Origin of the sequence: Streptococcus oralis (assembly GCF_001579025.1) — a bacterium.
GTDB classification, from domain to species: domain Bacteria; phylum Bacillota; class Bacilli; order Lactobacillales; family Streptococcaceae; genus Streptococcus; species Streptococcus oralis_X.
The window spans coordinates 1231521-1256491 of record NZ_KQ970235.1 but is presented as its reverse complement, the minus strand read 5'-3'; the positions used below and the strand labels follow the sequence as shown (position 1 = coordinate 1256491).

26 protein-coding genes are annotated in these 24971 nt (G+C 39.9%); 19 read left to right on the top strand and 7 right to left on the bottom strand.

Annotated features, from left to right (window positions below; genetic code table 11):
• Nucleotide 1 precedes the first annotated feature (1 nt).
• The 4 genes from SORDD27_RS05960 (at nt 2) to SORDD27_RS05945 (ending at nt 4243) form a co-directional block, all read left to right on the top strand.
• Nucleotides 2-745: a 16S rRNA (uracil(1498)-N(3))-methyltransferase gene (locus SORDD27_RS05960; protein WP_061427943.1), complete on the top strand. Its 744-nt coding sequence runs from the start codon at nt 2-4 to the stop codon at nt 743-745.
• Nucleotides 746-755: 10 nt separating this feature from the next.
• Nucleotides 756-2552, top strand: a complete 1797-nt coding sequence (gene pepF / locus SORDD27_RS05955) for an oligoendopeptidase F (RefSeq protein WP_061427941.1) — start codon at nt 756-758, stop codon at nt 2550-2552.
• 121 nt (nt 2553-2673) lie between these two features.
• Entirely contained in the window at nt 2674-3465 is a 792-nt protein-coding gene (locus SORDD27_RS05950; RefSeq protein WP_061427939.1) for a DUF2785 domain-containing protein, read from the top strand.
• A 109-nt stretch (nt 3466-3574) separates the two neighbouring features.
• Nucleotides 3575-4243 (top strand): MIP/aquaporin family protein, encoded by a 669-nt coding sequence (locus SORDD27_RS05945; protein ID WP_000714829.1) that lies wholly within the window; start codon nt 3575-3577, stop codon nt 4241-4243.
• Nucleotides 4244-4338: 95 nt separating this feature from the next.
• Here the strand turns inward: SORDD27_RS05945 and trxA are convergent, their stop codons facing one another.
• The 3 genes from trxA to SORDD27_RS05930 all read right to left on the bottom strand — a co-directional run bounded on the left by trxA (nt 4339) and on the right by SORDD27_RS05930 (nt 5367).
• Nucleotides 4339-4653: a thioredoxin gene (gene trxA, locus SORDD27_RS05940; RefSeq protein ID WP_001029581.1), complete on the bottom strand. Its 315-nt coding sequence runs from the start codon at nt 4651-4653 to the stop codon at nt 4339-4341.
• Between the two features lie 14 nt (nt 4654-4667).
• Nucleotides 4668-4889, bottom strand: a complete 222-nt coding sequence (locus SORDD27_RS05935) for a DUF4649 family protein (RefSeq protein ID WP_000570263.1) — start codon at nt 4887-4889, stop codon at nt 4668-4670.
• A gap of 97 nt (nt 4890-4986) precedes the next feature.
• A complete protein-coding gene (locus SORDD27_RS05930) occupies nt 4987-5367 on the bottom strand; it encodes a MarR family winged helix-turn-helix transcriptional regulator (RefSeq protein ID WP_061427937.1) in 381 nt (126 codons plus the stop codon).
• 196 nt (nt 5368-5563) lie between these two features.
• Between SORDD27_RS05930 and SORDD27_RS05925 the strand changes: the two genes are divergently transcribed.
• Together SORDD27_RS05925 and SORDD27_RS05920 are read left to right on the top strand one after the other, a co-directional pair.
• Nucleotides 5564-5938 carry a CidA/LrgA family protein gene (locus tag SORDD27_RS05925; protein WP_061428099.1) on the top strand — a complete coding sequence of 125 codons (375 nt, stop codon included), beginning with the start codon at nt 5564-5566 and terminating at the stop codon, nt 5936-5938.
• The gene (locus tag SORDD27_RS05920; protein WP_061427935.1) at nt 5935-6630 is read left to right on the top strand and encodes an LrgB family protein; all 696 of its coding nucleotides are present in this window, start codon (nt 5935-5937) and stop codon (nt 6628-6630) included. The genes SORDD27_RS05925 and SORDD27_RS05920 overlap by 4 nt, the downstream gene beginning before the upstream one ends.
• A 31-nt stretch (nt 6631-6661) precedes the next feature.
• Here SORDD27_RS05920 and SORDD27_RS05915 read toward each other — a convergent pair whose 3' ends face one another.
• Genes SORDD27_RS05915 through SORDD27_RS05905 form a run of 3 tightly spaced genes read right to left on the bottom strand, consistent with a single transcriptional unit; the run spans nt 6662 to nt 8471 of the window.
• On the bottom strand, nt 6662-7390 hold the full coding sequence (locus SORDD27_RS05915) for a hypothetical protein (protein WP_061427932.1): 729 nt from the start codon (nt 7388-7390) through the stop codon (nt 6662-6664).
• A 15-nt stretch (nt 7391-7405) separates the two neighbouring features.
• Nucleotides 7406-8101, bottom strand: a complete 696-nt coding sequence (locus SORDD27_RS05910; RefSeq protein ID WP_000173187.1) for an ABC transporter ATP-binding protein — start codon at nt 8099-8101, stop codon at nt 7406-7408.
• Between the two features lie 4 nt (nt 8102-8105).
• The gene (locus SORDD27_RS05905; RefSeq protein WP_061427929.1) at nt 8106-8471 is read right to left on the bottom strand and encodes a GntR family transcriptional regulator; all 366 of its coding nucleotides are present in this window, start codon (nt 8469-8471) and stop codon (nt 8106-8108) included.
• A 140-nt stretch (nt 8472-8611) separates the two neighbouring features.
• Between SORDD27_RS05905 and nrdR the strand changes: the two genes are divergently transcribed.
• From nrdR to der, 5 genes are read left to right on the top strand one after another with little or no spacing between them, the layout of a single operon-like run.
• Nucleotides 8612-9085: a transcriptional regulator NrdR gene (gene nrdR, locus SORDD27_RS05900; protein WP_001203676.1), complete on the top strand. Its 474-nt coding sequence runs from the start codon at nt 8612-8614 to the stop codon at nt 9083-9085.
• The gene (locus SORDD27_RS05895) at nt 9086-10249 is read left to right on the top strand and encodes a DnaD domain protein (protein WP_061427927.1); all 1164 of its coding nucleotides are present in this window, start codon (nt 9086-9088) and stop codon (nt 10247-10249) included.
• Nucleotides 10250-11146: a primosomal protein DnaI gene (gene dnaI, locus SORDD27_RS05890; protein ID WP_061427923.1), complete on the top strand. Its 897-nt coding sequence runs from the start codon at nt 10250-10252 to the stop codon at nt 11144-11146.
• Nucleotides 11143-11856, top strand: coding sequence for a nitroreductase family protein (locus SORDD27_RS05885; protein WP_061427922.1), 714 nt, complete (start codon nt 11143-11145; stop codon nt 11854-11856). The genes dnaI and SORDD27_RS05885 overlap by 4 nt, the downstream gene beginning before the upstream one ends.
• A 13-nt stretch (nt 11857-11869) precedes the next feature.
• The gene (der, locus tag SORDD27_RS05880) at nt 11870-13180 is read left to right on the top strand and encodes a ribosome biogenesis GTPase Der (protein WP_001207688.1); all 1311 of its coding nucleotides are present in this window, start codon (nt 11870-11872) and stop codon (nt 13178-13180) included.
• 233 nt (nt 13181-13413) lie between these two features.
• Here the strand turns inward: der and SORDD27_RS05875 are convergent, their stop codons facing one another.
• The gene (locus tag SORDD27_RS05875; protein WP_061427919.1) at nt 13414-15492 is read right to left on the bottom strand and encodes an RNA-directed DNA polymerase; all 2079 of its coding nucleotides are present in this window, start codon (nt 15490-15492) and stop codon (nt 13414-13416) included.
• A gap of 272 nt (nt 15493-15764) precedes the next feature.
• On the opposite strand from SORDD27_RS05875, the gene SORDD27_RS05870 reads away from it, so the two are divergent.
• From SORDD27_RS05870 to SORDD27_RS05835, 8 genes are all read left to right on the top strand, one after another.
• The gene (locus SORDD27_RS05870; protein ID WP_061427918.1) at nt 15765-16997 is read left to right on the top strand and encodes an RNA-directed DNA polymerase; all 1233 of its coding nucleotides are present in this window, start codon (nt 15765-15767) and stop codon (nt 16995-16997) included.
• 235 nt (nt 16998-17232) lie between these two features.
• Entirely contained in the window at nt 17233-18084 is an 852-nt protein-coding gene (locus tag SORDD27_RS05865) for a TPM domain-containing protein (protein ID WP_061427911.1), read from the top strand.
• Between the two features lie 160 nt (nt 18085-18244).
• Nucleotides 18245-18841, top strand: a complete 597-nt coding sequence (locus SORDD27_RS05860) for a LemA family protein (protein ID WP_000812473.1) — start codon at nt 18245-18247, stop codon at nt 18839-18841.
• A gap of 131 nt (nt 18842-18972) precedes the next feature.
• Nucleotides 18973-19263 (top strand): hypothetical protein, encoded by a 291-nt coding sequence (locus tag SORDD27_RS10345; RefSeq protein WP_061427907.1) that lies wholly within the window; start codon nt 18973-18975, stop codon nt 19261-19263.
• A 144-nt stretch (nt 19264-19407) separates the two neighbouring features.
• Nucleotides 19408-20178: a DNA alkylation repair protein gene (locus tag SORDD27_RS05850; protein WP_061427903.1), complete on the top strand. Its 771-nt coding sequence runs from the start codon at nt 19408-19410 to the stop codon at nt 20176-20178.
• 115 nt (nt 20179-20293) lie between these two features.
• Nucleotides 20294-22807, top strand: a complete 2514-nt coding sequence (secA, locus tag SORDD27_RS05845; protein WP_061427900.1) for a preprotein translocase subunit SecA — start codon at nt 20294-20296, stop codon at nt 22805-22807.
• A 79-nt stretch (nt 22808-22886) separates the two neighbouring features.
• Entirely contained in the window at nt 22887-23918 is a 1032-nt protein-coding gene (locus tag SORDD27_RS05840) for a 3-deoxy-7-phosphoheptulonate synthase (protein ID WP_061427898.1), read from the top strand.
• A gap of 1 nt (nt 23919) precedes the next feature.
• Nucleotides 23920-24951: a 3-deoxy-7-phosphoheptulonate synthase gene (locus SORDD27_RS05835; protein WP_061427893.1), complete on the top strand. Its 1032-nt coding sequence runs from the start codon at nt 23920-23922 to the stop codon at nt 24949-24951.
• Nucleotides 24952-24971 lie beyond the last annotated feature (20 nt).

Sequence of the window (24971 nt, the reverse complement as noted above, 5' to 3'; positions counted from 1 at the left end):
CATGCAGCAGTATTTTGTCAAGGGCAGTGCAGTCTCTCCTGTCACTATTGAGGACAAGGAAACCAGCAAGCATATGTTTCAGGTCATGCGCTTGAAAGAAGATGATGAGGTGACCTTGGTCTTTGATGATGGTATCAAGCGTTTGGCGCGCGTGCTGGATGTGGAAAAACGTCAGTTTGAGTTGGTCCAAGAGTTAGCTGACAATGTGGAACTACCAGTTCAAGTAACCATCGCATCAGGCTTTCCCAAGGGAGACAAGCTGGAGTTTATTACTCAGAAAGTAACAGAACTAGGCGCTAGCCAAATCTGGGCCTTTCCTGCCGATTGGTCAGTTGCCAAATGGGACGGCAAGAAACTAGGCAAGAAAGTTGAAAAACTGGAAAAAATCGCCCTTGGAGCAGCAGAGCAAAGCAAGCGTAATCTGGTTCCAAGTATCCAGCTTTTCGAGAAAAAAGCAGATTTTCTAGCCCAACTGGCCCAGTTTGACTCTATCGTAGTGGCCTATGAAGAGTTAGCTAAAGAAGGAGAAACCGCTGCTCTCTTACAAGCAGTCACTGGTCTTGAAAAAGGAGCCAAATTGCTCTTTATCTTTGGCCCAGAAGGCGGTCTCTCACCAGCAGAAATTGAAAGTTTTGAAGCTAAAGGAGCCGTCTTGGCAGGGCTTGGCCCTCGCATCTTGCGAGCAGAAACAGCCCCGCTTTATGCCTTATCAGCCATTAGTGTTTTATTAGAATTAGAGAAATAAGAGGAAGAATATGGAACAAAAACACCGTTCAGAATTTTCCGAAAAGGAACTTTGGGATTTAACAGCCCTATACCAAGACCGTGAGGATTTCTTGCGTGCAATCGAGAAAACGCGCGAAGACATCAATCAATTTAGCCGAGATTACAAGGATAATCTTCATACTTTTGAGGATTTTGAGAAGGCCTTTGCGGAATTGGAGCAAATCTACATTCAGATGAGTCATATAGGTAATTATGCCTTTATGCCTCAGACGACAGACTATAGCAATGAAGAATTTGCCAATATTGCCCAAGCTGGGATGGAATTTGAAACAGATGCCAGTGTAGCCTTGACCTTCTTTGACGACGCCTTGGTGGCAGCAGACGAGGAAGTCTTGGACCGTTTGGGTGAATTGCCTCACTTGACGGCAGCCATTCGTCAGGCTAAAATCAAAAAAGCCCACTATCTAGGGGCTGATGTGGAGAAGGCCTTGACAAATCTGGGTGAAGTCTTTTACAGTCCACAGGACATTTATACTAAGATGCGAGCTGGGGACTTTGAAATGGCTGACTTTGAAGCCCATGGAAAAATCTACAAAAACAGCTTTGTGACCTACGAAAACTTCTACCAAAACCACGAGGACGCTGAGGTTCGTGAGAAATCTTTCCGTTCTTTCTCAGAGGGACTTCGTAAGCACCAAAATACGGCTGCGGCAGCCTACTTAGCTCAGGTCAAGTCTGAAAAACTGTTGGCAGATATGAAGGGCTACGACTCGGTTTTTGATTATCTTCTAGCTGAGCAAGAAGTGGACCGTGCCATGTTTGACCGTCAGATTGACCTCATCATGAAGGACTTTGCGCCAGTTGCTCAGAGATACCTCAAGCATGTTGCCAAGGTCAATGGTCTTGAAAAGATGACCTTTGCAGACTGGAAATTGGACTTGGACAGCGCCCTTAATCCTGAAGTGACTATTGATGACGCCTATGATTTGGTCATGAAGTCAGTAGAACCTTTGGGACAAGAATATTGTCAGGAAGTTGCTCGCTATCAAGAAGAACGTTGGGTGGACTTCGCTGCTAACAGTGGCAAGGATTCTGGTGGGTATGCAGCTGATCCCTACCGTGTGCATCCATATGTCCTTATGAGCTGGACAGGTCGTTTGAGTGATGTCTATACCTTGATTCATGAAATCGGGCATTCTGGTCAATTTATCTTTTCAGATAACCACCAAAGTTACTTTAATGCTCATATGTCGACCTACTATGTTGAAGCGCCATCAACCTTCAATGAATTGCTTCTCAGTGACTACTTGGAGCACCAGTCTGATGATCCACGTCAAAAACGCTTTGCCCTTGCCCATCGTTTGACCGACACCTACTTCCATAACTTTATTACCCACCTCTTGGAAGCAGCCTTCCAACGTAAGGTTTATACATTGATTGAAGAAGGAGAAACCTTTGGGGCAAGCAAGCTCAACAGTATTATGAAGGAAGTTTTGACAGATTTCTGGGTAGATGCTATTGAAATTGATGACGATGCGGCACTCACTTGGATGCGCCAAGCCCACTACTACATGGGCTTGTATAGTTACACTTACTCTGCTGGTCTTGTCATCTCGACTGCTGGCTATCTCCATCTGAAAAACTCTGAAACTGGAGCCGAAGACTGGCTCAATCTTCTCAAATCAGGTGGCAGCAAGACACCACTTGAGTCAGCAATGATTATCGGTGCTGATATCTCAACAGACAAACCACTCCGTGATACCATCCAATTTTTGTCAGACACAGTTGATCAGATTATCGCCTACAGTGCTGAGTTGGGGGAGTAAAGAAACAGGATGTCAGAATTAAACCTACTATAGAGTATGTGCTGAATTTGGAGTTTAATGAATAGAAAGTCATCTTCGGATGGCTTTTTGATAAGTTACTAGAAATGTAGAGGTACTTGAGATGCGTCGAAAATTACAAAGAAAAGTGATAGAAGAAAAACCAAGCTATAGCCGAGAAGAAATTCAGTGGTTGCTTGAGCATTTAGGAGATGCCTCTCCAGAAATTCGGGACGAACTTGTTTTTACGAGTTTAGCAAGAGGGATTCAAGAAGAGTTGTTTTCCCTTGAGCAGTTTCAGTTTATCTCAGAAGAGGTCTCCTCTGATGAAGGTCTATACAAAGAGATTGATAGTAGAGGGGTCTCGGCTCTTAAACGTTCTTTTAGGGCTCTTATTTATGCCAATCTATTGTCTGCGGATGGTAACGAGCACTCTCTTTTCTATAAAGGATTAAAAGCTGATATAAGAAATGCTATGCTATTTCAAGGTTTGCATTACTTAAAAAAAGAAAAGGATACGACAGGTTTTTCAAGTCAGTATGGTTGGGTTCACGCTTTTGCGCATGGAGCGGATCTCTTGACTGAAGTCGTTTGTCATCCAGATTTTCCTAGTAACAGAGTTTCTGAAGTATTTGATGTACTGGGTCAACTATTTAAAAGAATTACCATTCGTTTTACAAATGATGAGGATTGGCGATTAGCGAGAGTACTTTATGAACCCATTTTGCAAGGGAAATTAGGGCAAGAACAAGTAGCTTCTTGGATAAAAACTATTGACTTTCCAATAGAAGAGAGGGAAGATTTTTATAAATTTTCCAACTTCAGATCCTGTCTGTTGGAAGTCTATATCCAACTTGACCAGAAAAATAGTTTACAAGATGCCTTGAAAGAAGCCATTCAATCTTTTCAATACTAGAGATTAGCTAGTCATTTTATGATTTTCAAAGAACTTTCCAGTCAATTTTCTTGAAACCCTTTCCTTCTTTTGATAGACTAATACATAGTTTGAAAAAAGGAGACTTATCATGAAAAAATTTGTTGCTGAATTAATCGGTACATTTATGCTTGTGTTCATCGGAACAGGAGCTGTTGTTTTTGGGAATGGTGTTGAAGGTCTTGGACACCTTGGAATTGCTTTTGCCTTTGGTTTGGCAATTGTAGTCGCAGCTTTCTCAATCGGAACTGTTTCAGGTGCTCACTTGAACCCAGCTGTTTCGATCGCTATGTTTGTAAACAAACGTTTGTCATCTTCAGAGCTTGTAAACTACATCCTTGGACAAGTAGTTGGAGCTTTCCTTGCGTCAGCTGCAGTATTCTTCCTCTTGTCTAACTCAGGCATGTCAACTGCTAGTCTTGGTGAAAATGCCTTGGCAAACGGTGTCACTGTCTTTGGTGGTTTCTTGTTTGAAGTCATCGCAACTTTCTTGTTTGTTTTGGTTATCATGACTGTAACATCAGCAAGCAAGGGCAATGGCGCGATTGCTGGTTTGGTAATCGGTTTGTCCCTGATGGCTATGATCCTTGTAGGATTGAACATCACAGGCCTTTCAGTAAACCCAGCTCGTAGTTTGGCTCCAGCTGTCTTGGTTGGTGGCGCAGCTCTTGAACAAGTTTGGATTTTCATCCTTGCTCCAATCGTTGGTGGTGTACTTGCAGCTCTTGTTGCAAAAAACTGCCTTGGAACAGAAGAATAAGAAACGAAAAAAGAGTCCTGTTCTCAGTTTGAGGAACAGGGTTTTTTCTATGCAAACAAAAAAGCACTCCCTTCTGGAATGGGAGTGTTTCGTGATTAGCTCAATTCAGCAACGATGGCCTTGATTTGTTCTGCAGTATGAACACCTGCAACTTGTTTCACCACTTGGCCGTCTTTTTTGAAGAGAAGGGTTGGGATAGACATGATTCCAAAGGCACGAGCTGTGTTTGGATTTTCATCAACGTCCATTTTAACGATTTTCAAGACATCTTCTGAAAGTTCTTCAGACAATTTGTCCAAGATTGGACCTTGCATACGACATGGACCACACCAAGTTGCCCAGAAGTCTACCAAGACCAAACCGTCTTTTGTTTCTTGTTCAAATGTTGCATCTGTAATTGCTTTTGCCATTGTATTTCTCCTTTTTAATTATATTGGCTTAAATCTTGTTTCATGAGATAGAAGAAAACATCTCCATAAGTCCCATGGTAGTCCAAATCATGACCATTGTAGGTTAATTTTTGGACAGTGTAGTAATCCGCGACGCCGATAAGGCAGGCGTGTTGAGAACGTTCAAAGTCTTGGTAAGACTCGAAAGTCATGGTTCTCTCTTGTTTGCTGGCGTCTAGATAAGTAATTTCGATCATATAAAACTCCTTTGTTCGATCTTGACTTTATTGTACTCCTTGAAAAGAGGAATGTCAAGAAAAATGATTGCGCACGCAACTTTTTTAGAAAATCTGATTATGAAATGAAATTAAGACTCGTCTCCAGTCTTTCTTCGACAGCCTTTTGCAGGTAAGCTAGAGTTGTCTGTCCCTCGTCAGTCAGGCAGATAAAGCTAGCCCGTCTATCCTGATCGCAACACCGGCGACTAAGCAAGCCACAGTTTTTCTCTTCCAGGCGAGCCACCATTCGAGAAACAGCGCTTGGGCTAAGATGGAGTTTATCTGGTAAATCAATCTGCCGTAAAGATTTTTCATCAGCTAGGTCCAGATAGTAGAGCAGGTAAAACTCTTTCAAGGTCAGTCTTTGTTCACTCTGCTGGGCAATAGTTTCTTCCAATAAGGCTTCCATTTCCTTTTGACGGCGGTTGTAGTCAAACCACTTTTCCAAATAGGTCATTGCTTTCTCCTTTCTTTTCAAAGTAAAAATCACAAAGTCATTACTGATTATCTTTGTAACACAAGATGATTGCGCATGCAATGATTATACTACTTTTAACTAATCCTTGCAAGAAAGAAGAATCATGATATTTCCTTGAAATTTTCTGAAAAAAGAGTAAACTGGTATGCAAGAAGTCTATTTCGTGGAGTTTAGGATGAAATTATATGTTCAATTAATGATTCTCTTTGTGATTTCATTGATCGGTGAGGGAATCTCTAGTTTCTTTCATCTGCCCATCCCAGGCAGTATTATCGGGTTGCTGCTTCTCTTTCTAGCCCTGCAGTTCAAGTGGCTAAGAACCAGGCATGTCAATATGGTGGGGAATTTCTTGCTGGCCAATATGACCATTCTCTTTTTGCCACCAGCAGTGGGTATCATGGAAAAGTTTGATGTGATTGCTCCTTATCTTTTGCCTATCGTCTTGATTGTTTTTTTTGCGGCTGTCATCAACATTATTCTTATTGCCCTAGTGGTTCAGTTTATCAAGAGACGATTTGAGGGAGATTATGAGAAAGGAGATGCCAAATGATCGAATTTGTTTCCAATCCTCTGTTTGGGCTTGCACTGTCTATTCTAGCTTATCTAGTAGGAATGTTGATTTACAGACGTTTTCCCCATCCATTGACAACGCCCCTGCTTTTGTCAGCTATTTTTATCATTATTTTCCTTAAGGCGACGGGTATTTCTTATCAAGATTATTACCAAGGTGGGGTTTATTTGAACAACTTGATTGTCCCATCGACCGTGGCTCTAGGGATTCCGCTTTATAAGAGTTTTCACTTGATGAAGCACCATGCTAGGAGTATTCTCTTTGGTAGTCTGTTAGCAGTAGTTGTCAATACTAGCTTCACTGCCATAGTAGCGAAAATATTTGGCATGGACTTTTTCCTAGCCATTTCTCTCTTTCCCAAGTCAGTGACAACTGCCATGGCAGTGGGAATCACAGAAAAATTGCAAGGTTTAACGACTGTGACCTTGGTCGTCGTAGTAGCGACTGGGATTTTGACCAGTGTTATCGGACCAACTCTTTTGAAGTGGTTGAAAATTGATGATCCGGTAGCAGTCGGGCTTTCCCTAGGAGGAACAGGCCACGCTGTCGGAACGGGAACCGCCTTTCGATACGGCTCCGTAGCAGGAGCCATGGGTGGTTTAGCTATCGGTGTTACCGGGATTCTCTACGTCTTTGTCAGCCCCATCGTAGCCAGTTTGATATTGAGTTAAAGAAAAACCCAGCTTTCTAGCTGGGCATTTTTTATTGCAAGTTAATCTTGTTTTTCAAAATGTAGTAGGTACCGAGATAGTAGATAGCTGATAAAAAGAGATCACGCAAGATTTCTGTACCAGCCATCACGTTATAGTCATTGTCAACTCTTAAGAAGAAAGTGATATAACCAATAACGATTGAAATGACGATATAGGCTAGAATCCCCATGGCTGTTCGATATTCGTTAAAGAGTTGTCCGATAGAGATGGAGAGGTAAATGGATAAAATCCATGCGATTGACCCGACAAATAGTGATAGGGCATACAGCCAGCCGTAGCTGAGATAAGGGGAAATGAAGTTGTAGAGGGCAGTGAAGTCTTTTTCAATTGGTGTTAAGAAGATGATAATCAATATACTCAAGATAAAGACGATATAGCTTAAGATGGACCAGACAAGACCACCTAAAAGTTTTGCGGTGATGATTTGGTGCTCGGAGACAGGCAAGGTCAAGGTCAAGTACCCTTGGCGGTCATAAACACTACCCTTGAATCTTCGGATGATTAAAAAGATTGTTGCAATCCAAAGAGTGACGCTGAGTCCTCCAAAGACTAGTACTAAAAAGAAGATGAAATAAGCAGCATTGTTAGGATTGTAACTCTGGCTAAGACTGCTAATAAAAGCTCCAATCAAAACTGAAATTGCAAGTACAGCACCGTAGAGTGCCAGATACCATTTATTGACATTTTTAAATTCATAACGAACTAGATTCCAAAACATAATAATCTCCTTTGCTTAGGCTTTAAATTCCTGGCGGAAGAGCTGGTCAATTGATTCACCTGACTCGTAACGAATATCATCAACATTTCCTTGGCGGACGACTTTTCCGTCTTTGAGGAAGATGATCTCATCCAAGATTGGCTCAATATCTGAAATCAAGTGGGTTGAAATCAGCACCGTAGAGGTTGGTGAGTAGTTATTGATGATGGTATTGAGGATATAATCACGGGCAGCTGGATCCACGCCTCCGATTGGTTCGTCCAGAACGTAGAGGCGGGCTTCACGGCTCATAACCAAGATGAGTTGGACCTTTTCCTTGTTCCCTTTTGATAGTTTCTTGAGGCGACTGTTTTCATCAATACCGAGATCGGCTAAAAGGTGTTGGGCTTTTTCGAGATTGAAATCCTGGTAGAAGGTTTTAAAATAGGTTAGAGCATCCTTAACCTTCATCTCTTCATTGAGGTAGGTTGTATCTGGTAGGTAGGAGACGATCGCCTTGGTAGCAGGACTTGGATCCTGTCCGTTAATGAGGACACGTCCTTTATTTGGTTGAAGGAGACCATTGATCAGTTTGATCAAGGTTGTTTTTCCGGATCCGTTTGGTCCAAGGAGCCCGACAATCTTTCCGGCTGAGATCTCTAGTGAGATATTGTCAAGTGCCGCGGTTGCTCCATATGATTTTGTTACATTTTCAAGCGCTAGTAGTGTCATAGTCTTAAACTCCTTTAATATAGTTGCTTAATACATTTGGCAGTTCTTCTTTTTTGTAGCCAAATTGAAGCATGCAAGAGACGAATTGTTGCAGTTGCTCCTCGGAAAGTTGTTTGCGGGACTGAAGGATGAGGTCCAAATCCTCGGTGACAAAACGACCAGTTGTCCGCTTGCTGTATACAAATCCTTCACGCTCGAGGTCAGACAAGGCGCGCTGAATGGTATTGGGATTAACCCCAGCCTCACTCGCCAAATCTCTCACGGTTGGGAGCTGTTGATTGGGTTCCAGTTCATGGGAAACAATCTGTAATTTGATTTTTTCCATAATCTGTAAATAAATCGGTTTTGTATTATCAAATGACCAGGACATCATAGTCTCCTTTCTTTGTCTTTATTGTTCTAATTAAATAATACAATAAAACAAAAAACTTGTCAAGTAAAAATAAGAATTGTTTTGGGAATTGCTCAAAAAATGGTATAATGAAAAGAAAACGACAAGGAGGGAAATGCATGCGTTGTCCAAAATGTGGGGCTACCAAGTCTAGTGTTGTTGATAGTCGACAAGCCGAAGAAGGAAATACCATCCGTCGAAGACGTGAGTGCGACGAGTGTCAGCATCGTTTTACAACCTATGAACGAGTAGAAGAAAGAACGTTGGTTGTCGTCAAAAAAGACGGTACACGAGAGCAGTTTTCGAGAGATAAAATCTTTAATGGGATTATCCGCTCAGCCCAGAAGCGTCCTGTTTCAAGTGATGAAATCGGCATGGTGGTCAATCGCATCGAGCAAAAACTCCGTAGTCGCAGTGAGAATGAGATCCAAAGTGAATATATTGGGTCCTTAGTCATGGAAGAATTGGCAGAGCTGGATGAGATTACCTATGTTCGTTTTGCCAGTGTTTACCGTAGCTTTAAGGATGTGAGTGAGTTGGAGAGTCTGCTCCAGCAGATCACCCAGTCCTCTAAAAAGAAAAAGGAAAAGTAAATGAAGCCAAATGACCGTTTTTCTTTTCTAAAGAATAATCGGGTGTCACAAGATACCTCTTCTCTGGTGCAGTGCTACCTCCCGATTATCGGTCAGGAGGCACTGAGCCTCTATCTATATGCCATTACCTTTTGGGATGGTGGGCAAAAGGAACACCTTTTTGCCAACATTCTTAATCATTTGAACTTCGGGATGAATACGCTCCTCCAGTCTTTTAAAGTCTTATCTGCCTTAGATCTGTTGACCCTTTATCAAAGGGGAGAAACCTATGAATTGCAGCTTCATTCTCCCCTCTCCAGTCAGGAATTTCTAAGTCATTCTGTCTATAGTAGATTATTGGAGAAAAAAATTGGGGATACAGCTGTTTCTGCTATGAAACAGGCTCCAAGTGAGGGAGAAGAACTTTCTGTTTCTTTGAGTCAAGTATTTCCAACCCTGACTGAAGAAGTGACCCCAAGCGAGTCTAAAAGCAAGTTAAAAAACGATTTTGATTTGGACTATTTCCAGCGCCTGATGGCTCGAGATGGTTTGCGTTTTAAAGACGAGCAGGCGGATGTTTTGGAATTGTTTGCCATCGCAGATGAAAAAAAATGGACCTGGTTTGAAACCTATCAATTAGCCAAGGCGACAGCGGTGGCTCAGGTTATTTCAGTCAAACGCATGCGTGAAAAGATAGCACAAAAACCAGCTACTTCTGACTTTAGCCCCAAAGAAATGACTATTATCAGGGAAGCCAAAAATAAAACTCCCCTGCACTTTTTAGCGGAAATCAAGCAAACGCGTAAGGGGAACATCACCCAGAGTGAGCGAGAACTCCTTCACCAGATGGCGTCTTTAGGCTTGTTGGACGAAGTCATCAATATCGTCTTGCTTCTAACTTTTAACAAGGTTGATTCGGCTAATGTCAATGAAAAATATGCCATGAAGGTCGCTAATGACTATGCTTACCAAAAAATTCGAACAGCAGAGGAAGCTGTGCTTCGGATTCGAGAGCGTCAGCAAAAAGGCCAGGAAGACCAAAAATCAAAAACTAGCTCGACTAAGACAAATGTTCCTAAGTGGAGTAATCCAGAATACAAGAATCAAACCAGTGAGGAAACTCGTCTGGAACTAGAACGTAAAAAACAAGAAATGTTAGCCCGATTAGAAGAAGGAGGAGACTAGATGGAAAGTGTTGGGGACGTTATCAAACGTCAGACAAGTCGTTTTCAGTATCAGGACCTAGTCCAGCAGATTATGAAAGACCCAGATGTGGCGGCTTTTATCCAGAAAGAATCCCTCACCCCAGATGAGTTGAATCGTAGCATCTCCAAGTTCAACCAATATATCACAGAACGGGACAAATTTCTTCGTGGGGATGCGGACTATATAGCGCGTGGCTACAAGCCTATCTTGGTCATGAATCACGGTTATGCAGATGTATCTTATGAAGAAACACCAGAACTAATCGCGGCAGAAAAAGAGGCTGCAATTAAGAATCGCCTTAAGTTGATCAATCTACCAGCAAGTCTCAAGAAAGCGAAATTAGCTCAGATTGACCTAGATGATCTAGGACGGTTACCGATTTTTGAGAGACTCTATTCCTTTGTTGACCTTTACCCAAGCATCCGAAAAGGCCTCTATCTTTACGGAGATTTTGGTGTTGGTAAGAGTTTCATGATGGCAGCCCTTGCTCACGACTTATCTGAAAAACGTGGTGCTTCAACAACCATTCTCCACTATCCAAGTTTTGTCATTGATGTGAAAAATGCCATCGGTGAAGGATCTGTGAAGACTTTGGTGGATGAGATCAAGTTAGCAGAAGTCTTGGTCTTGGATGATATTGGTGCAGAACAGTCGACTCCTTGGGTACGTGATGAGATTCTCCAAGTTATTCTCCAGTACCGCATGCAGGAAGATTTGCCGACCTTTTTTACTTCCAACTTTAATTTCCAAGATTTGGAAAAACATTTTGCCAAAGGAAAGAATGGGAATGATGAGACTTGGGAAGCTAGACGGGTCATGGAACGAATTCGTTATTTGGCTGAGGAAACGAGACTAGAAGGAGAAAATCGCCGATGACAGAAACCATTAAACTGATGAAAGCTCATACTTCAGTTCGTCGTTTTAAGGAACAAGAGATTCTTCAAGCAGACTTGGATGAGATTTTGACTGCTGGACAAATGGCGTCATCTTGGAAAAATTTCCAATCCTACCCTGTGATTCTTGTGCGCAGTCAGGAGAAGAAAGATGCCTTATACGAACTGGTTCCTCAGGAAGCCATTCGCCAGTCAGCTGCCTTTTTGCTTTTTGTCGGTGACTTGAATCGAGCTGAAAAGGGAGCAAGCCTTCATACGGACAGTTTCCAACCTCAAGGGGTGGAAGGTCTCCTTATCACGTCTGTAGACGCTGCGCTTGCTGGTCAAAATACCTTGCTTGCAGCGGAGAGTCTGGGATATGGTGGTGTTATCATCGGTTTAGTCCGTTACAAGTCAGAAGAAGTGGCAGCGCTTTTTAACCTGCCTGACTATACCTACCCTGTTTTTGGGATTGCCCTTGGTGTGCCAAATCAACAACATGATGTCAAACCAAGACTGCCTTTGAACAAAGTGGTTTTTGAAGAAGAATACCAAGAACAGCCAGTAGCGGCGATTTTGGACTATGACAAAGTACAGGCAGACTATGCTGGTGCGCGTGCGACGACCTCTTGGAGTCAACGTTTAGCTGAGCAGTTTGGTCAAGCCGAACCTAGTTCAACTCGGAAGAATCTAGAACAGAAAAAGTTATTGTAGAAAGTGAGAAAACATGGCCTTACCAACTATTGCCATTGTGGGACGTCCCAATGTTGGGAAATCAACCCTATTTAATCGGATCGCTGGTGAGCGGATCTCAATCGTAGAAGATGTCGAGGGTGTGACACGTGACCGTATCTATGCGACGGGTGAGTGGCTCAATCGTTCCTTTAGTATGATTGATACTGGAGGGATTGACGACGTCGATGCTCCCTTCATGGAGCAAATCAAGCACCAAGCAGAAATTGCTATGGAAGAAGCTGATGTCATCGTCTTTGTAGTTTCTGGGAAAGAAGGAATCACAGATGCGGACGAATACGTAGCCCGTAAACTCTATAAAACTCATAAACCTGTTATCCTAGCGGTTAACAAGGTTGATAACCCTGAAATGCGAAATGATATCTTTGATTTCTATGCGCTAGGATTGGGTGAACCACTGCCAATTTCGTCTGTCCACGGTATTGGTACGGGTGATGTGCTGGATGCCATTGTGGAAAATCTACCACACGAAGTTGAAGAAGAAAATCCAGACGTGATTAAATTTAGCTTGATTGGCCGTCCTAACGTTGGAAAATCAAGTTTGATCAACGCTATTTTGGGAGAAGACCGCGTGATTGCTAGTCCAGTAGCTGGAACAACGCGTGATGCCATTGATACCCATTTTACAGATACGGATGGACAAGAGTTTACCATGATTGATACAGCTGGTATGCGTAAGTCTGGTAAAGTCTATGAAAATACGGAGAAATATTCTGTCATGCGAGCTATGCGTGCCATTGATCGTTCTGACGTGGTCTTGATGGTCCTCAATGCCGAAGAAGGTATCCGTGAGTACGACAAGCGTATCGCGGGTTTCGCCCACGAAGCCGGTAAAGGGATGATCATCGTTGTCAATAAGTGGGATACTCTTGAGAAAGACAACCACACCATGAAAAAATGGGAAGAGGATATTCGTGAGCAGTTCCAATATCTGCCTTATGCACCGATTGTCTTTGTATCAGCTTTGACCAAGCAACGTCTCCATAAACTGCCTGAGATGATTAAGCAAATCAGTGAAAGTCAAAACACCCGTATTCCTTCAGCAGTTTTGAACGATGTCATTATGGATGCCATTGCTATCAATCCAACACCGACAGACAAAGGAAAACGACTCAAGATTTTCTACGCTACCCAAGTGGCAACCAAGCCACCAACCTTTGTCATCTTTGTCAATGAAGAAGAACTCATGCACTTCTCTTACCTGCGTTTCTTGGAAAATCAAATCCGCAAGGCCTTTGTCTTTGAAGGAACCCCGATTCATTTGATCGCAAGAAAACGCAAGTAAACCTTGCTTGTTCTCCAATAAGAATAACTTAAAGAACCTGAGAACTATTTTGTCTCAGGTTTTTTCTGTTTACCTTTTCTTGATTCTCAGAATGGGTTTGAAATGAAAAAGAATAGTTTTTGTCCGTTTAGCTACCAAAAGGTTACCAAAGATATAATCCTCCACAAATAAATAATTTCGATATGCTAGCATTAGGTAAAGTTTCAACATTGTTTTTTAATCTTGGAATCATGTTAGTAATCATTAAAAGAATAATTTTTTCTGTCTGTAACTTTCTTTTTAAGTTGTAATTTTTTAAAATCGTGTTCTTGTAAACTCCAGTTAAAGTAAGATTGATTCATTAATTCTTTAAAAATTAAATAATTGGTACTATCTCTTTCTAGTTTATTCAATTCTTCATCTTTCAAATCCTCTAAAATGTCTCTGGTAAATTGACCTTCTTTTTCTAGTCTTTGAAATTCAGGATAGTAAATAAAATCATTTAAAATATAAAAATATTTAGCATCTTCTAATAAACTTTTCGTATGTGTTTGGTAATTTCTAACAAAATTCATTATCGATTTAAATAAATAGTTTAAGACGACCTTATATCTGCTTTTATATCCAATTATATAATAACCAATAGCGCAAAGTGTATAGTAATCTTCTGGATTTTCATCGAGTAGTTGACATAAAAACTGAGAACTCAACTTCTTATCAAAAAATTTCAAATATACAATTAGATCAGAAATATTATTGATTCTATTTGAGTTATTCTTCAATATACGATAGATATTTTCAAATATCCTATTTTCGATATCTGATAAATAATTTTCACTATTTGTTATAAAGTTTCCATTTTGATTATTGATTGTTTTTCTTAATTTAGATATCGAAGCTCGGAATTCCATTAAAGTATAAATGTATGACTTTGTTGTATCAGAATCAGGATGAATTGAATAAATATTATTTATTTGATCTAAAGCAGCATTTATTTTACGGAGGTATTTGAAAAAGTCTTTACGATATGTTGTTTCTTGATTAAGAAAAATTGGTTCATAAATTTCTAAAGAGATAGCATTTAAAAAGTATAGAACGACCCGCCTTTTAGAACTATGTGTGTTGCTAATTATATTCCTTATTGTATGATATAGATGATTCCAAGTAGGTTCCGTAAGAATTATCTTGCCTTTTGAGATTTCATAAACCTCAGAGTCTCTATTAAGAAGTTGTTTATACTCTTCAATAGCATGAGGATTCCGTGACAATTCCAGAAGCTTTAGTTCTCTCCTGTCATTGAAACTATTAAGAAGTTGCTTTAATTGTATAATGGACGAATCAGCCAATGAGAAAGGCTGCTCTTTAATTTGATGTTTTTCAAGATTGAGTTTTAAATTGAAATTAGAAAGCTCCTTAGAAATTTCTTGCTCAATAATCTCGAGTATTTCATACTTTGATGAGAAAACATAATAATCATCAATGAATCGATAAATTTTATAATCTTTATTTAAGATGATGTTTTGTCGATTTAAGTTCCTCTCAATATTATAATCACAGTGCGTTAAAATAATATCAGCAATTATTCTATTTATTTCTGGCCCAATTATAATACCATTGGTTTGGTTATCATTGCTTTTTTGTTGTAGTATGTCTGATTGAGCTGCAAAAGTATTCTTTAATTTCCCACTTGAGTATTCCTTACCTATGTGTTTATCTCCAACTATCCCCCATGTAATTGAATGAGTATATATACTTCCAAAAAAGTTTTGAATATCAAGTTTAGAAAAAAATCGATATCGTAAACTATCTCTGTTAAAACTAGGAGAATTCAGAATGTTAGATAATTTATGATGTTTGTTATAGGTGAAATATTTTTTAAAGAAAGGGTCCAATTCTTCATTTGTAATAGAATTATTTCCTTCGATGCCAAAATCTTGTTCCATTTTTAACAGTTCTTTTTCTAAAGCTTTACTTTCTGAATATGTTATAGTATTTGCTTTTTGAACTTTACGAACATTAAATTTAGACTTTTGAAGAAAGTTAATTAATAGATATTCGTATTTCATAATATAAAGTAAAAACTTTAACTGTGAAGAAGGATGCATCAACGAAATTGTCCTATAACTACCATTATTTTTAGGAATTTCGTAGCGAAGAGGGATGGTATATTTGTCATTGAAATTTTTGTTAAATTTTTTATTATTCGTTGGAACTAGATTAATCAAATTTTCTAAATTATTTTTTAATGGTGAATTTGAGAAAAAGATTGGCACCTCAGAAGGGAGGACTTCATTTGCTAAAAACCATTCCTGCTTAAGATATTGTTTATTCATAATTAAATTATCCTTGATTTTTTGTCTCTTATATTGTACCATATAAAGCGTAGGCTTGAGAACACTAAATATTTTAATACTAGTTAATACAAGATTGAGTTCTCATACACACAAAAAGATTATTTCAAGCTTTTGCTTAAGGTATCATGTACCGTACATTTTATTATGTACTTCGCGTTGTATATGGTATCTAGCTTGGTAAGGATAAAAAAATCTGTCGTAATAGAGATTATTTTATCCTTCCTCTGTGCCTACGATTTTAGGGATATTTCATGAAATTTAGTTCGATTTTTTCAAAAAATAAGGTCGGAGAGCGACTGGTTTATAAATTAAAAAAAGAGGATTTACGTTCAGAATTAAACGATGTAAATACCGAAATTATAAATAAATTTAGCCTAGTACTCCCAAATAGAAACGCTATTATCAAATCATTAATTCAATTTTTAAGCCAAGGAAGTATTTACTGTAATCAAGCAGATTTAGATGCTACTTCTCAGAATTTCTATGTGATTAAGGCTGATATTGCGAATTTCTTCCCATCAATTAATAAGCATAGACTTTATAAAAAAATCATTAAATCTTCTATGTTAAAAGATACTAGTCTTGATTTCATTAAATCGTTTATATTTAATAATCATATTTCGGGTGTACCATTAGGTATGCCATTTTCTAGCGCTCTTTCTGAAATATATTTAGAAGATTTTGATGATGCAATAAGGAGGGAGTTTGCTCCAATTTTTTATGTTAGATATGTGGATGACATATTAATGATCAAAAGTTATCCTAAAAGTATGACTATTGATAAAGATAGTGAGAAAAATTTATTATTTAGTTTATTGAACGAAATTAGTTTATCAGCTAATGAAACCAAGACAGATATATATGAATACAAACCATCTATTAATACACTAAACTTTGAGTATCTTGGATATAGTTTTAATATATCTGATAAAAAGGTACACATTGACATTTCTAAAAAAAAGTATGACAAAAAAGTATTAAATAGACTTACGAGATATTTTAAATATTATAAATCTTCCTCTCATACTGATGAAGATTTCTGGATTCTTTATTATAGATTAAAAAATTTAATTTATGGTGTAACATCGAGTGGGGAAAAAGGTACTGATCATAAGTTAAAATTTGGACTTGGTTTTAATTATAAGTTTATTAATTCCGACCACAGATTAAAAGATTTATTGAAGGCATTTCATTATTTTAGAACTAAATATTCAAATTATTTTACCTCGGAACAAACCGCACGCCTATTTAGTCTGATTACTGTTGATTCTAAGGTAAATGGAAGAATAATTCTTAACCAATTTTCTGACATCAACGATATTTTACTTTTACTCAAGAAGAGAATAACTTATACTAAGTATTCAACAATAAAGTTAGAAAAAATTGCACAGCAAATTGGTTGTCCGTCAATTGTCAGAAGTAACGATAGCTTGTATCGATATAATCTACAAATACAGATTATGAAAAAATTACGAATTAAGTGATTTAACAGAGAGCTCAAGCTCTCTTTTTTATTCCCCTCTTGACTATGAGGTAGTCATTTTCCCAATTATTCCTTGTTGGGGTTGGAGGGGAAATAGATATAGAGCTGAATCTGTCATCAAAATTAAGTCAATTTCCTAACTTTTGTAACCTATTTGTAATGAAAATGCACTTTCTTTGTAAAAATCAAAATGCTATAATTCCTTAAATCAATTTTCCTTTATCAGGGAGGTTATTATGAAAAGAATCAAATTATTTAAACATAGTTTGTTGGTTCGCTTGCTTGGATTGCTGATGGTCTTTCTATTCTTGTCAGCATTCACAGCACCTGAAAAACCAGAGTACGGAATCTATGATCCCAATCACTATCTGACTGATGATACAATCAGACTGATCCAAGGCTTGAATAAGGTAAATAGTCAAAAAGCAGAAAAATTCCAAGTGGGCGTTTACGTTGTGAAAAGCCTGGATGGAGAAACAATCGAAACTGTAGCCAATGAAACAGCTAGAGCTTGGAAGATTGGCTACTCGGGAGACAACAACGGCGCCTTGATTGTGGTCGCTGTTGAGGATAGAAAATCACGGATTGAAACCAGTAATAATGTGGCCAGTAAGATCACGGACTATCAGACCAATAGATTTTTGAAAACAGCACGACCTTACTTTCAAAAGGGAGACTACAGCAATGGAGTTCTTTCTATAGCAAACAATCTCAACTACATGTTTTATAGTGGATCGAGTACGACTGCTTCAAGTTCTAAAAGTAGTTACGACTATACCACCAACTCTAGTCGCTTAAGGGAACTTGAAAGGTATGCTGGTGAGAGTAGTTCTTCGAGACGTCATCGAAAAAGCAATTCGAGCGACGGAGTTATCGGATTTGGAGTTCTCATTTACTTCATCGTGATGATTATCGGATTTCTATTTGGTGGTCGTGGTGGCGGTTCACGTGGAGATGATTCTGGCGGTGGCTGGTGGGGCGGTGACTCATCAGACTCAGGTTCCTCTTGGTCTGATTCGGGCTCCGACTCATCTGGAGGCTGGGACGGCGGTGGCTTTGATGGCGGTGGTTCGTCTGATGACTGGTGAGTGATCATATATTGCACAAACCGATTTCTCCATACAGTAAGGTGATTCCTTTGCAAGAGTTCACTCCTTAATTAAAAATAAAAACAAAGTTTGGGAAATTGATTTAAAATCTGAGTATTTTCTCAGAAAAGTTGATAAAAGAAAGTGTTAAGGTTTTGATATGAAACAAAATAAAGTAATTCTCTCAATAGTGGCGATTTTCTTTGGACTACTAGTTCTGGGAAGTTGTTCCGCAGTGACGACCTATAATGGTTTGGTTGGTGAACAGACTAAAGTGGAGCAGGCTCAGGCTGATGTCTCGACAGCCCTCCAACGTCGTTCGGACTTGATTGGTAACTTGGTGGAGTCCGTTAAAGGACAAATGAATCATGAAACCGAAGTCTTTACCAAGATTGCGGATGCTAGAGCTAAAATCGGTAGTAGCTCAGTAACTTCGGAAGAAAACCAAAAGGCTCAGGGAGAATTGAGCTCTGCTCTTTCCCGCTTGATTTCCTTGACGGAGAATTATCCAGAACTCAAGAGCAATCAAAATGTTGAGCAACTAATGGTCGAACTTTCAGGAAGTGAAAATCGTATCTTTGTAGCACGCAAGGATTATAATAAAGTCGCAGCCGAGTACAATCAAAAGTTGAGAAGTTTTCCAACCGTGCTATTTGCGAATATGATGAACTTTAAAGAAGCTGAAACCTTCAAGGAAACAGAAGAAGCCAAGACAGTTCCTAAGGTCGATTTTGGAACATCTTCATCCAGTCAATAAAGTGAATCAGCCTATGAATAAAGGAATTTCTCTAGTATGACTAGTGATTTCAAACCGAACCTGGAAAGCTTTTTCCAGGTTTTTTTGGTATAATAAAAGGGAAGAGACAGTGACTCAAATGGAGGTTTGCTATGGAGAAAACAAAAGCCTTTCTTGAAGCGCACTACAAGAGATATATCCTTACGATTTGCCTTCTCTGGTTCCTCATGTTTTTCCTTCCTTGGGATTGGCAAATAGGAGGAGTTTCAGTATATTATTTCGTTATGAAAAAACTCTTCGTGGTTTTTGGCGTTTTATCCATCCTATACTCCGTGCTGATTAAAAAAATCAGTCTTTTCTTCTTTGGCATCATCTTTTGCTTGGCCTTCTGGATCAATCTCTTTTGGTATTTTGGGATATTGCCTGTATTCTTGGGAAATTAAATATTAACAAATGAAGGACTAGACTAGCTTCTAGTCCTTTTTTCTTCCTTATTAAAATAGTTGGAGATATAAAAATAATTTTGTTGACGGGCTGTCTGTATGATATAATAAGTCCCGTAAAAAGAAGATTAAGGGATTAAAAAAATGGCTAAAAAAGTAAAAGATTATTATGACTTGACTTATGCTAGTGATTTGAGTCGACGGTTGAAAGAAGCGTCCCCTGCATTTGATGAGCGAAAGTTTAGGCTCTTGTTAGAAAAAGACTTGGAAGAGTTGGAGTTTAGCCAGCGTCAAGAACTCTTGGCTAAAAGTATCAAAGATTGCCTTCCCCTATCTTATGAGGACTCTCTCAAGGTTTTTGAGAAAATTTTGGGTCCTGAGTTAGAGGGTGGTCTAGGTATGTTCTCAGAAGGATATTGGCTTTGGCCAATCGGAAAATATGTAGAGCTATTTGGGGACAAGGAATTTGAATTGAGCGCGGCCTTTAGTAAGGAACTAACCAAGCGATTTACTGGAGAATTTTCTATGAGACCCTTGCTGGCTCGCTATCCTAAGGCTACAATGACTTTGCTGTTAGAATGGAGTCGGGATGAAAATTTGCGCGTTCGTAGACTTGCCAGTGAATGTATGCGTATCCGTCTGCCTTGGGCTAGGAGACAAACCGTGGTATTGGATTATTTTGAGGATTTCACCACTATTCTGACCAATCTAAAAGATGATAGAGACAAGTCTATTCAAAAAAGTGTAGCCAATAATCTAAATGATTTGTACAAGGAAGACCCTGATAAGTTTGAAAGGATTCTTCAAACTTGGCAAAAGGAGGAGCTGAGTCCAAGTTGTGCTTGGATCATCAAGCATGCATCTCGAACAAAAAACAAAAAAGAGCCGCAGAAGATTTATGCAAAAAAAAGCTGAATTTTGGCTGGCCTTTTCCGTTGTAAATTAAGGATTCTTTCTTGAAAAATAATGGTAAATATGCTAAAATTAAAAGAACATTCTAAAATATTCAGAATAAAAAGTAAGGAAAATCATGGCTAATATTTTAAAAACGATTATTGAAAATGATAAAGGAGAACTTCGTCGTCTGGAAAAGATGGCTGATAAGGTTCTTAACTATGAGAGCCAAATGGCTGCGATGTCAGACGAAGAACTAAAAGCAAAGACTGACGAATTTAAAGAACGTTACAACAAGGGTGAATCACTTGATTCATTATTATATGAGGCTTTTGCGGTAGTTCGTGAAGCTGCAAAACGTGTCCTCGGGCTTTTCCCTTATAAGGTTCAGGTCATGGGTGGGATTGTTCTTCACCATGGTGACGTTCCAGAGATGCGTACGGGTGAAGGGAAGACCTTGACAGCGACCATGCCAGTATACCTCAATGCCCTTGCAGGTAAAGGGGTTCACGTAGTTACAGTCAATGAATACCTAACAGAACGTGACGCGACTGAGATGGGTGAGCTTTACTCATGGCTCGGTCTTTCAGTAGGGATCAACTTGGCAGCTAAATCTCCAATGGAGAAAAAAGAAGCTTATCTTTGCGATATTACCTACTCAACCAACTCAGAGATTGGTTTCGACTACCTTCGTGACAACATGGTCGTTCGTGCAGAAAATATGGTACAACGTCCGCTCAACTATGCCTTGGTCGATGAGGTGGACTCGATCTTGATCGATGAAGCTCGTACACCATTGATCGTTTCAGGTGCTAACGCAGTTGAAACAAGCCAACTCTACCATATGGCGGATCACTTCGTGAAATCCTTGGACAAGGACGACTATATCATTGACGTTCAGTCTAAGACGATCGGTTTGTCAGATTCTGGTATTGACAAGGCTGAAAGCTACTTCAAACTAGAAAATCTCTACGACATTGAAAATGTGGCTCTTACTCACTTTATCGACAATGCCCTCCGTGCCAACTATATCATGATTCTCGATATCGACTATGTGGTTAGTGAAGAGCAGGAAATCCTAATCGTCGACCAATTTACAGGTCGTACCATGGAAGGTCGCCGTTACTCTGATGGCTTGCACCAAGCCATTGAAGCAAAAGAAGGTGTGCCAATCCAAGACGAGACCAAGACTTCAGCTTCTATCACCTACCAAAACCTCTTCCGTATGTATAAGAAATTGGCAGGTATGACAGGTACTGGTAAAACAGAAGAAGAAGAGTTCCGTGAAATCTATAACATTCGTGTTATCCCAATCCCTACTAACCGTCCAATCCAACGTATTGACCACTCAGACCTTCTCTATGCAAGTATCGATGCTAAATTCAAGGCTGTTATTGAGGATGTGAAGGCGCGTTACCAAAAAGGTCAACCAGTCTTGGTTGGTACTGTTGCCGTTGAAACCAGTGATTATATTTCTAAGAAATTGGTAGCAGCAGGCGTTCCTCACGAAGTCTTGAATGCGAAGAACCACTATAGAGAAGCTCAAATTATCATGAACGCTGGTCAACGTGGTGCGGTTACTATTGCAACCAACATGGCCGGTCGTGGTACCGACATTAAGCTTGGTGAAGGGGTTCGTGAACTTGGTGGACTTTGCGTCATTGGTACAGAGCGCCACGAAAGTCGCCGTATTGATAATCAGCTTCGTGGACGTTCAGGACGTCAAGGAGATCCAGGTGAGTCACAATTCTACTTGTCTCTTGAAGATGATTTGATGAAACGTTTCGGTTCAGAACGTTTGAAAGGTGTCTTTGAACGTCTCAACATGTCTGACGAAGCCATCGAATCTCGCATGTTAACGCGTCAAGTTGAAGCAGCTCAAAAACGTGTCGAAGGAAATAACTACGACACTCGTAAACAAGTCCTTCAATATGACGACGTTATGCGTGAACAACGTGAAATCATCTATGCACAACGTTATGATGTCATTACTGCAGATCGTGATTTGGCACCAGAAATCCATGCTATGATTCGTCGTACCATTGGACGTATCGTGGATGCACATGCACGTTCTAAGGAAGATGAAAAATTGGAAGCAATTTTGAACTTCGCTAAGTATAACTTACTTCCAGAAGATTCAATTAGCCGTTCAGACCTTGCAGGTTTGTCAGACCAAGCTATCAAAGATGAACTTTTCCAACGTGCCTTGAAAGTCTATGACAGCCAAGTTGCTAAGCTTCGTGACGAAGATGCAGTGAAAGAATTCCAAAAAGTCTTGATTCTACGTGTTGTAGACAACAAGTGGACAGACCATATCGATGCTCTTGACCAGTTGCGAAATGCTGTTGGTCTTCGTGGATATGCCCAAAACAACCCTGTTGTAGAATATCAAGCAGAAGGTTTCCGCATGTTTAACGACATGATTGGATCGATTGAATTCGATGTGACCCGCTTGATGATGAAAGCACAAATCCATGAACAAGAACGTCCGCAAACTGAACACAATATCAGTACAACTGCGACTCGTAATATCGCAGCGCAGCAGGCAAGCCTTCCAGAAGATTTGGACTTGAGCCAAATCGGACGAAACGACCAATGCCCATGTGGATCAGGTAAGAAATTCAAGAACTGTCATGGTAAGAGACAATAATATGAGATAAGATACAGGCGGATACCTGGTAAAAATCATTTTTTGCTTGGTGTCCGTTTGCTTTATAAGGAGATGAATCATGGTATTTAAAGCTAAAAGTCCTAAAATTAACATTGAAGAAGTTCGCGCCTTGTCTAAATTAGAGGGAGCGGCTCTTACGAGAAAAAATCAACTTGATCAGGAATTGGAAGCCATCATCCGTGGGGAAGACCAGCGTATTCTCTTGGTGATTGGACCATGTTCATCTGATAATGAAGAGGCGGTTCTCGAGTATGCCAAGCGTCTATCTGCTTTGCAAGAAGAGGTCAAAGACCGTATTTTTATGGTCATGCGTGTCTATACAGCTAAACCTCGTACCAATGGGGATGGCTATAAGGGCTTGATTCATCAACCAAATGCGACAGAAGCTCCTAGCTTGATCAATGGGATTAAGGCTGTTCGCCAGCTCCACTACCGCGTGATTACCGAGACGGGTATGACAACAGCGGATGAGATGCTTTATCCTGAAAATCTTCCGTTGGTGGATGATTTGATTTCTTATATGGCTGTTGGAGCTCGTTCTGTAGAGGATCAACAGCACCGTTTTGTAGCGAGTGGAGCAGATTTCTCGACAGGATTTAAAAATCCAACATCTGGAAATCTCAATGTCATGTTTAACGGGATTTATGCAGCACAAAATAAACAGAGTTTCCTCTTCCTCGGTAAAGAGGTGGAAACAACGGGGAATCCATTGTCCCACGCCATTCTTCGCGGTGCCTTGAATGAATACGGGAAAAATATTCCTAACTACTACTATGACAATTTGATGGATACCATTGATCAGTATGAAAAGATGGGCTTGGAAAACCCCTTTATCATCATTGATACCAATCATGATAATTCAGGCAAACAGTACATGGATCAAATCCGTATCGTTCGTCAGACCTTGATTAACCGTGACTGGAATGAAAAAATCAAAAAATACGTTCGTGGTTTTATGATTGAGTCCTATCTAGAAGATGGACGTCAAAATGAGCCAGAAGTTTTTGGTAAGTCCATTACAGATCCGTGTCTCGGATGGGACAACACAGAAGCACTTGTTCGCGAAATTTACCAAACGCTAGGAGAGTAAGATGGCATTTATCGAAAAAGGTCAAGAAATTGATATTGAAGCAATCAAGGCTGCGACCCAGTTGTCACCTGAAGCCTTGCGAAAGAAAGAAGCCCGCGATAGAGAGCTGGCAGCCATCATCTCGGGTGAGGACGACCGAATCCTTTTGGTGATGGGACCGTGTTCTTCAGACAATGAAGAAGCTGTGCTCGAATATGCTCGTCGCTTAGCAGACTTACAGAAAAAAGTTGCGGATAAAATTTTTATCGTGATGCGTGTCTATACGGCTAAACCTCGTACCAATGGAGATGGCTATAAGGGTTTGGTTCATCAGCCGGATACTTCTAAAGCTCCAAGCTTGATTAATGGCATACAAGCTGTTCGTCAGCTGCACTACCGTGTGATTACGGAGACGGGCTTGACGACAGCTGATGAGATGCTTTATCCGTCAAATCTCGTTTTGATCGATGATCTAGTCAGCTACCATGCTGTAGGGGCTCGTTCAGTGGAAGACCAAGAACATCGCTTTGTAGCCTCTGGGATTGATGCTCCAGTTGGGATGAAAAATCCAACATCTGGAAATCTTGGGGTCATGTTTAATGCCATCTATGCGGCTCAAAACAAGCAAACCTTCCTTTACCACGGTCAAGAAGTGGAAACTTCAGGAAATCCCTTGGCCCACGTTATCCTTCGTGGTGCCATGAACGAATACGGCAAAAATGAACCCAACTTCTACTATGAAACCCTCTTAAATGCCATCAATCGTTATGAGACCATGGGGCTTGAAAATCCCTTCATTATCATCGATACCAATCATGACAATTCAGGCAAGCAGTATATGGAACAAGTTCGCATTGTTCGTCAAGCCTTGCTGAATCGTGACTGGAATGAAAAGATTAAAAAGACGGTTCGAGGCTTTATGATCGAATCTTACCTAGCAGATGGGCGCCAGAATCAACCAGAGGTCTTTGGTTGCTCCATAACTGACCCTTGTCTAGGTTGGGAAAATACAGTAGCTTTGGTAGAAGAAATTTATACTACCTTAACAAAATAAGTGAAAAGGATGGAGTTGGG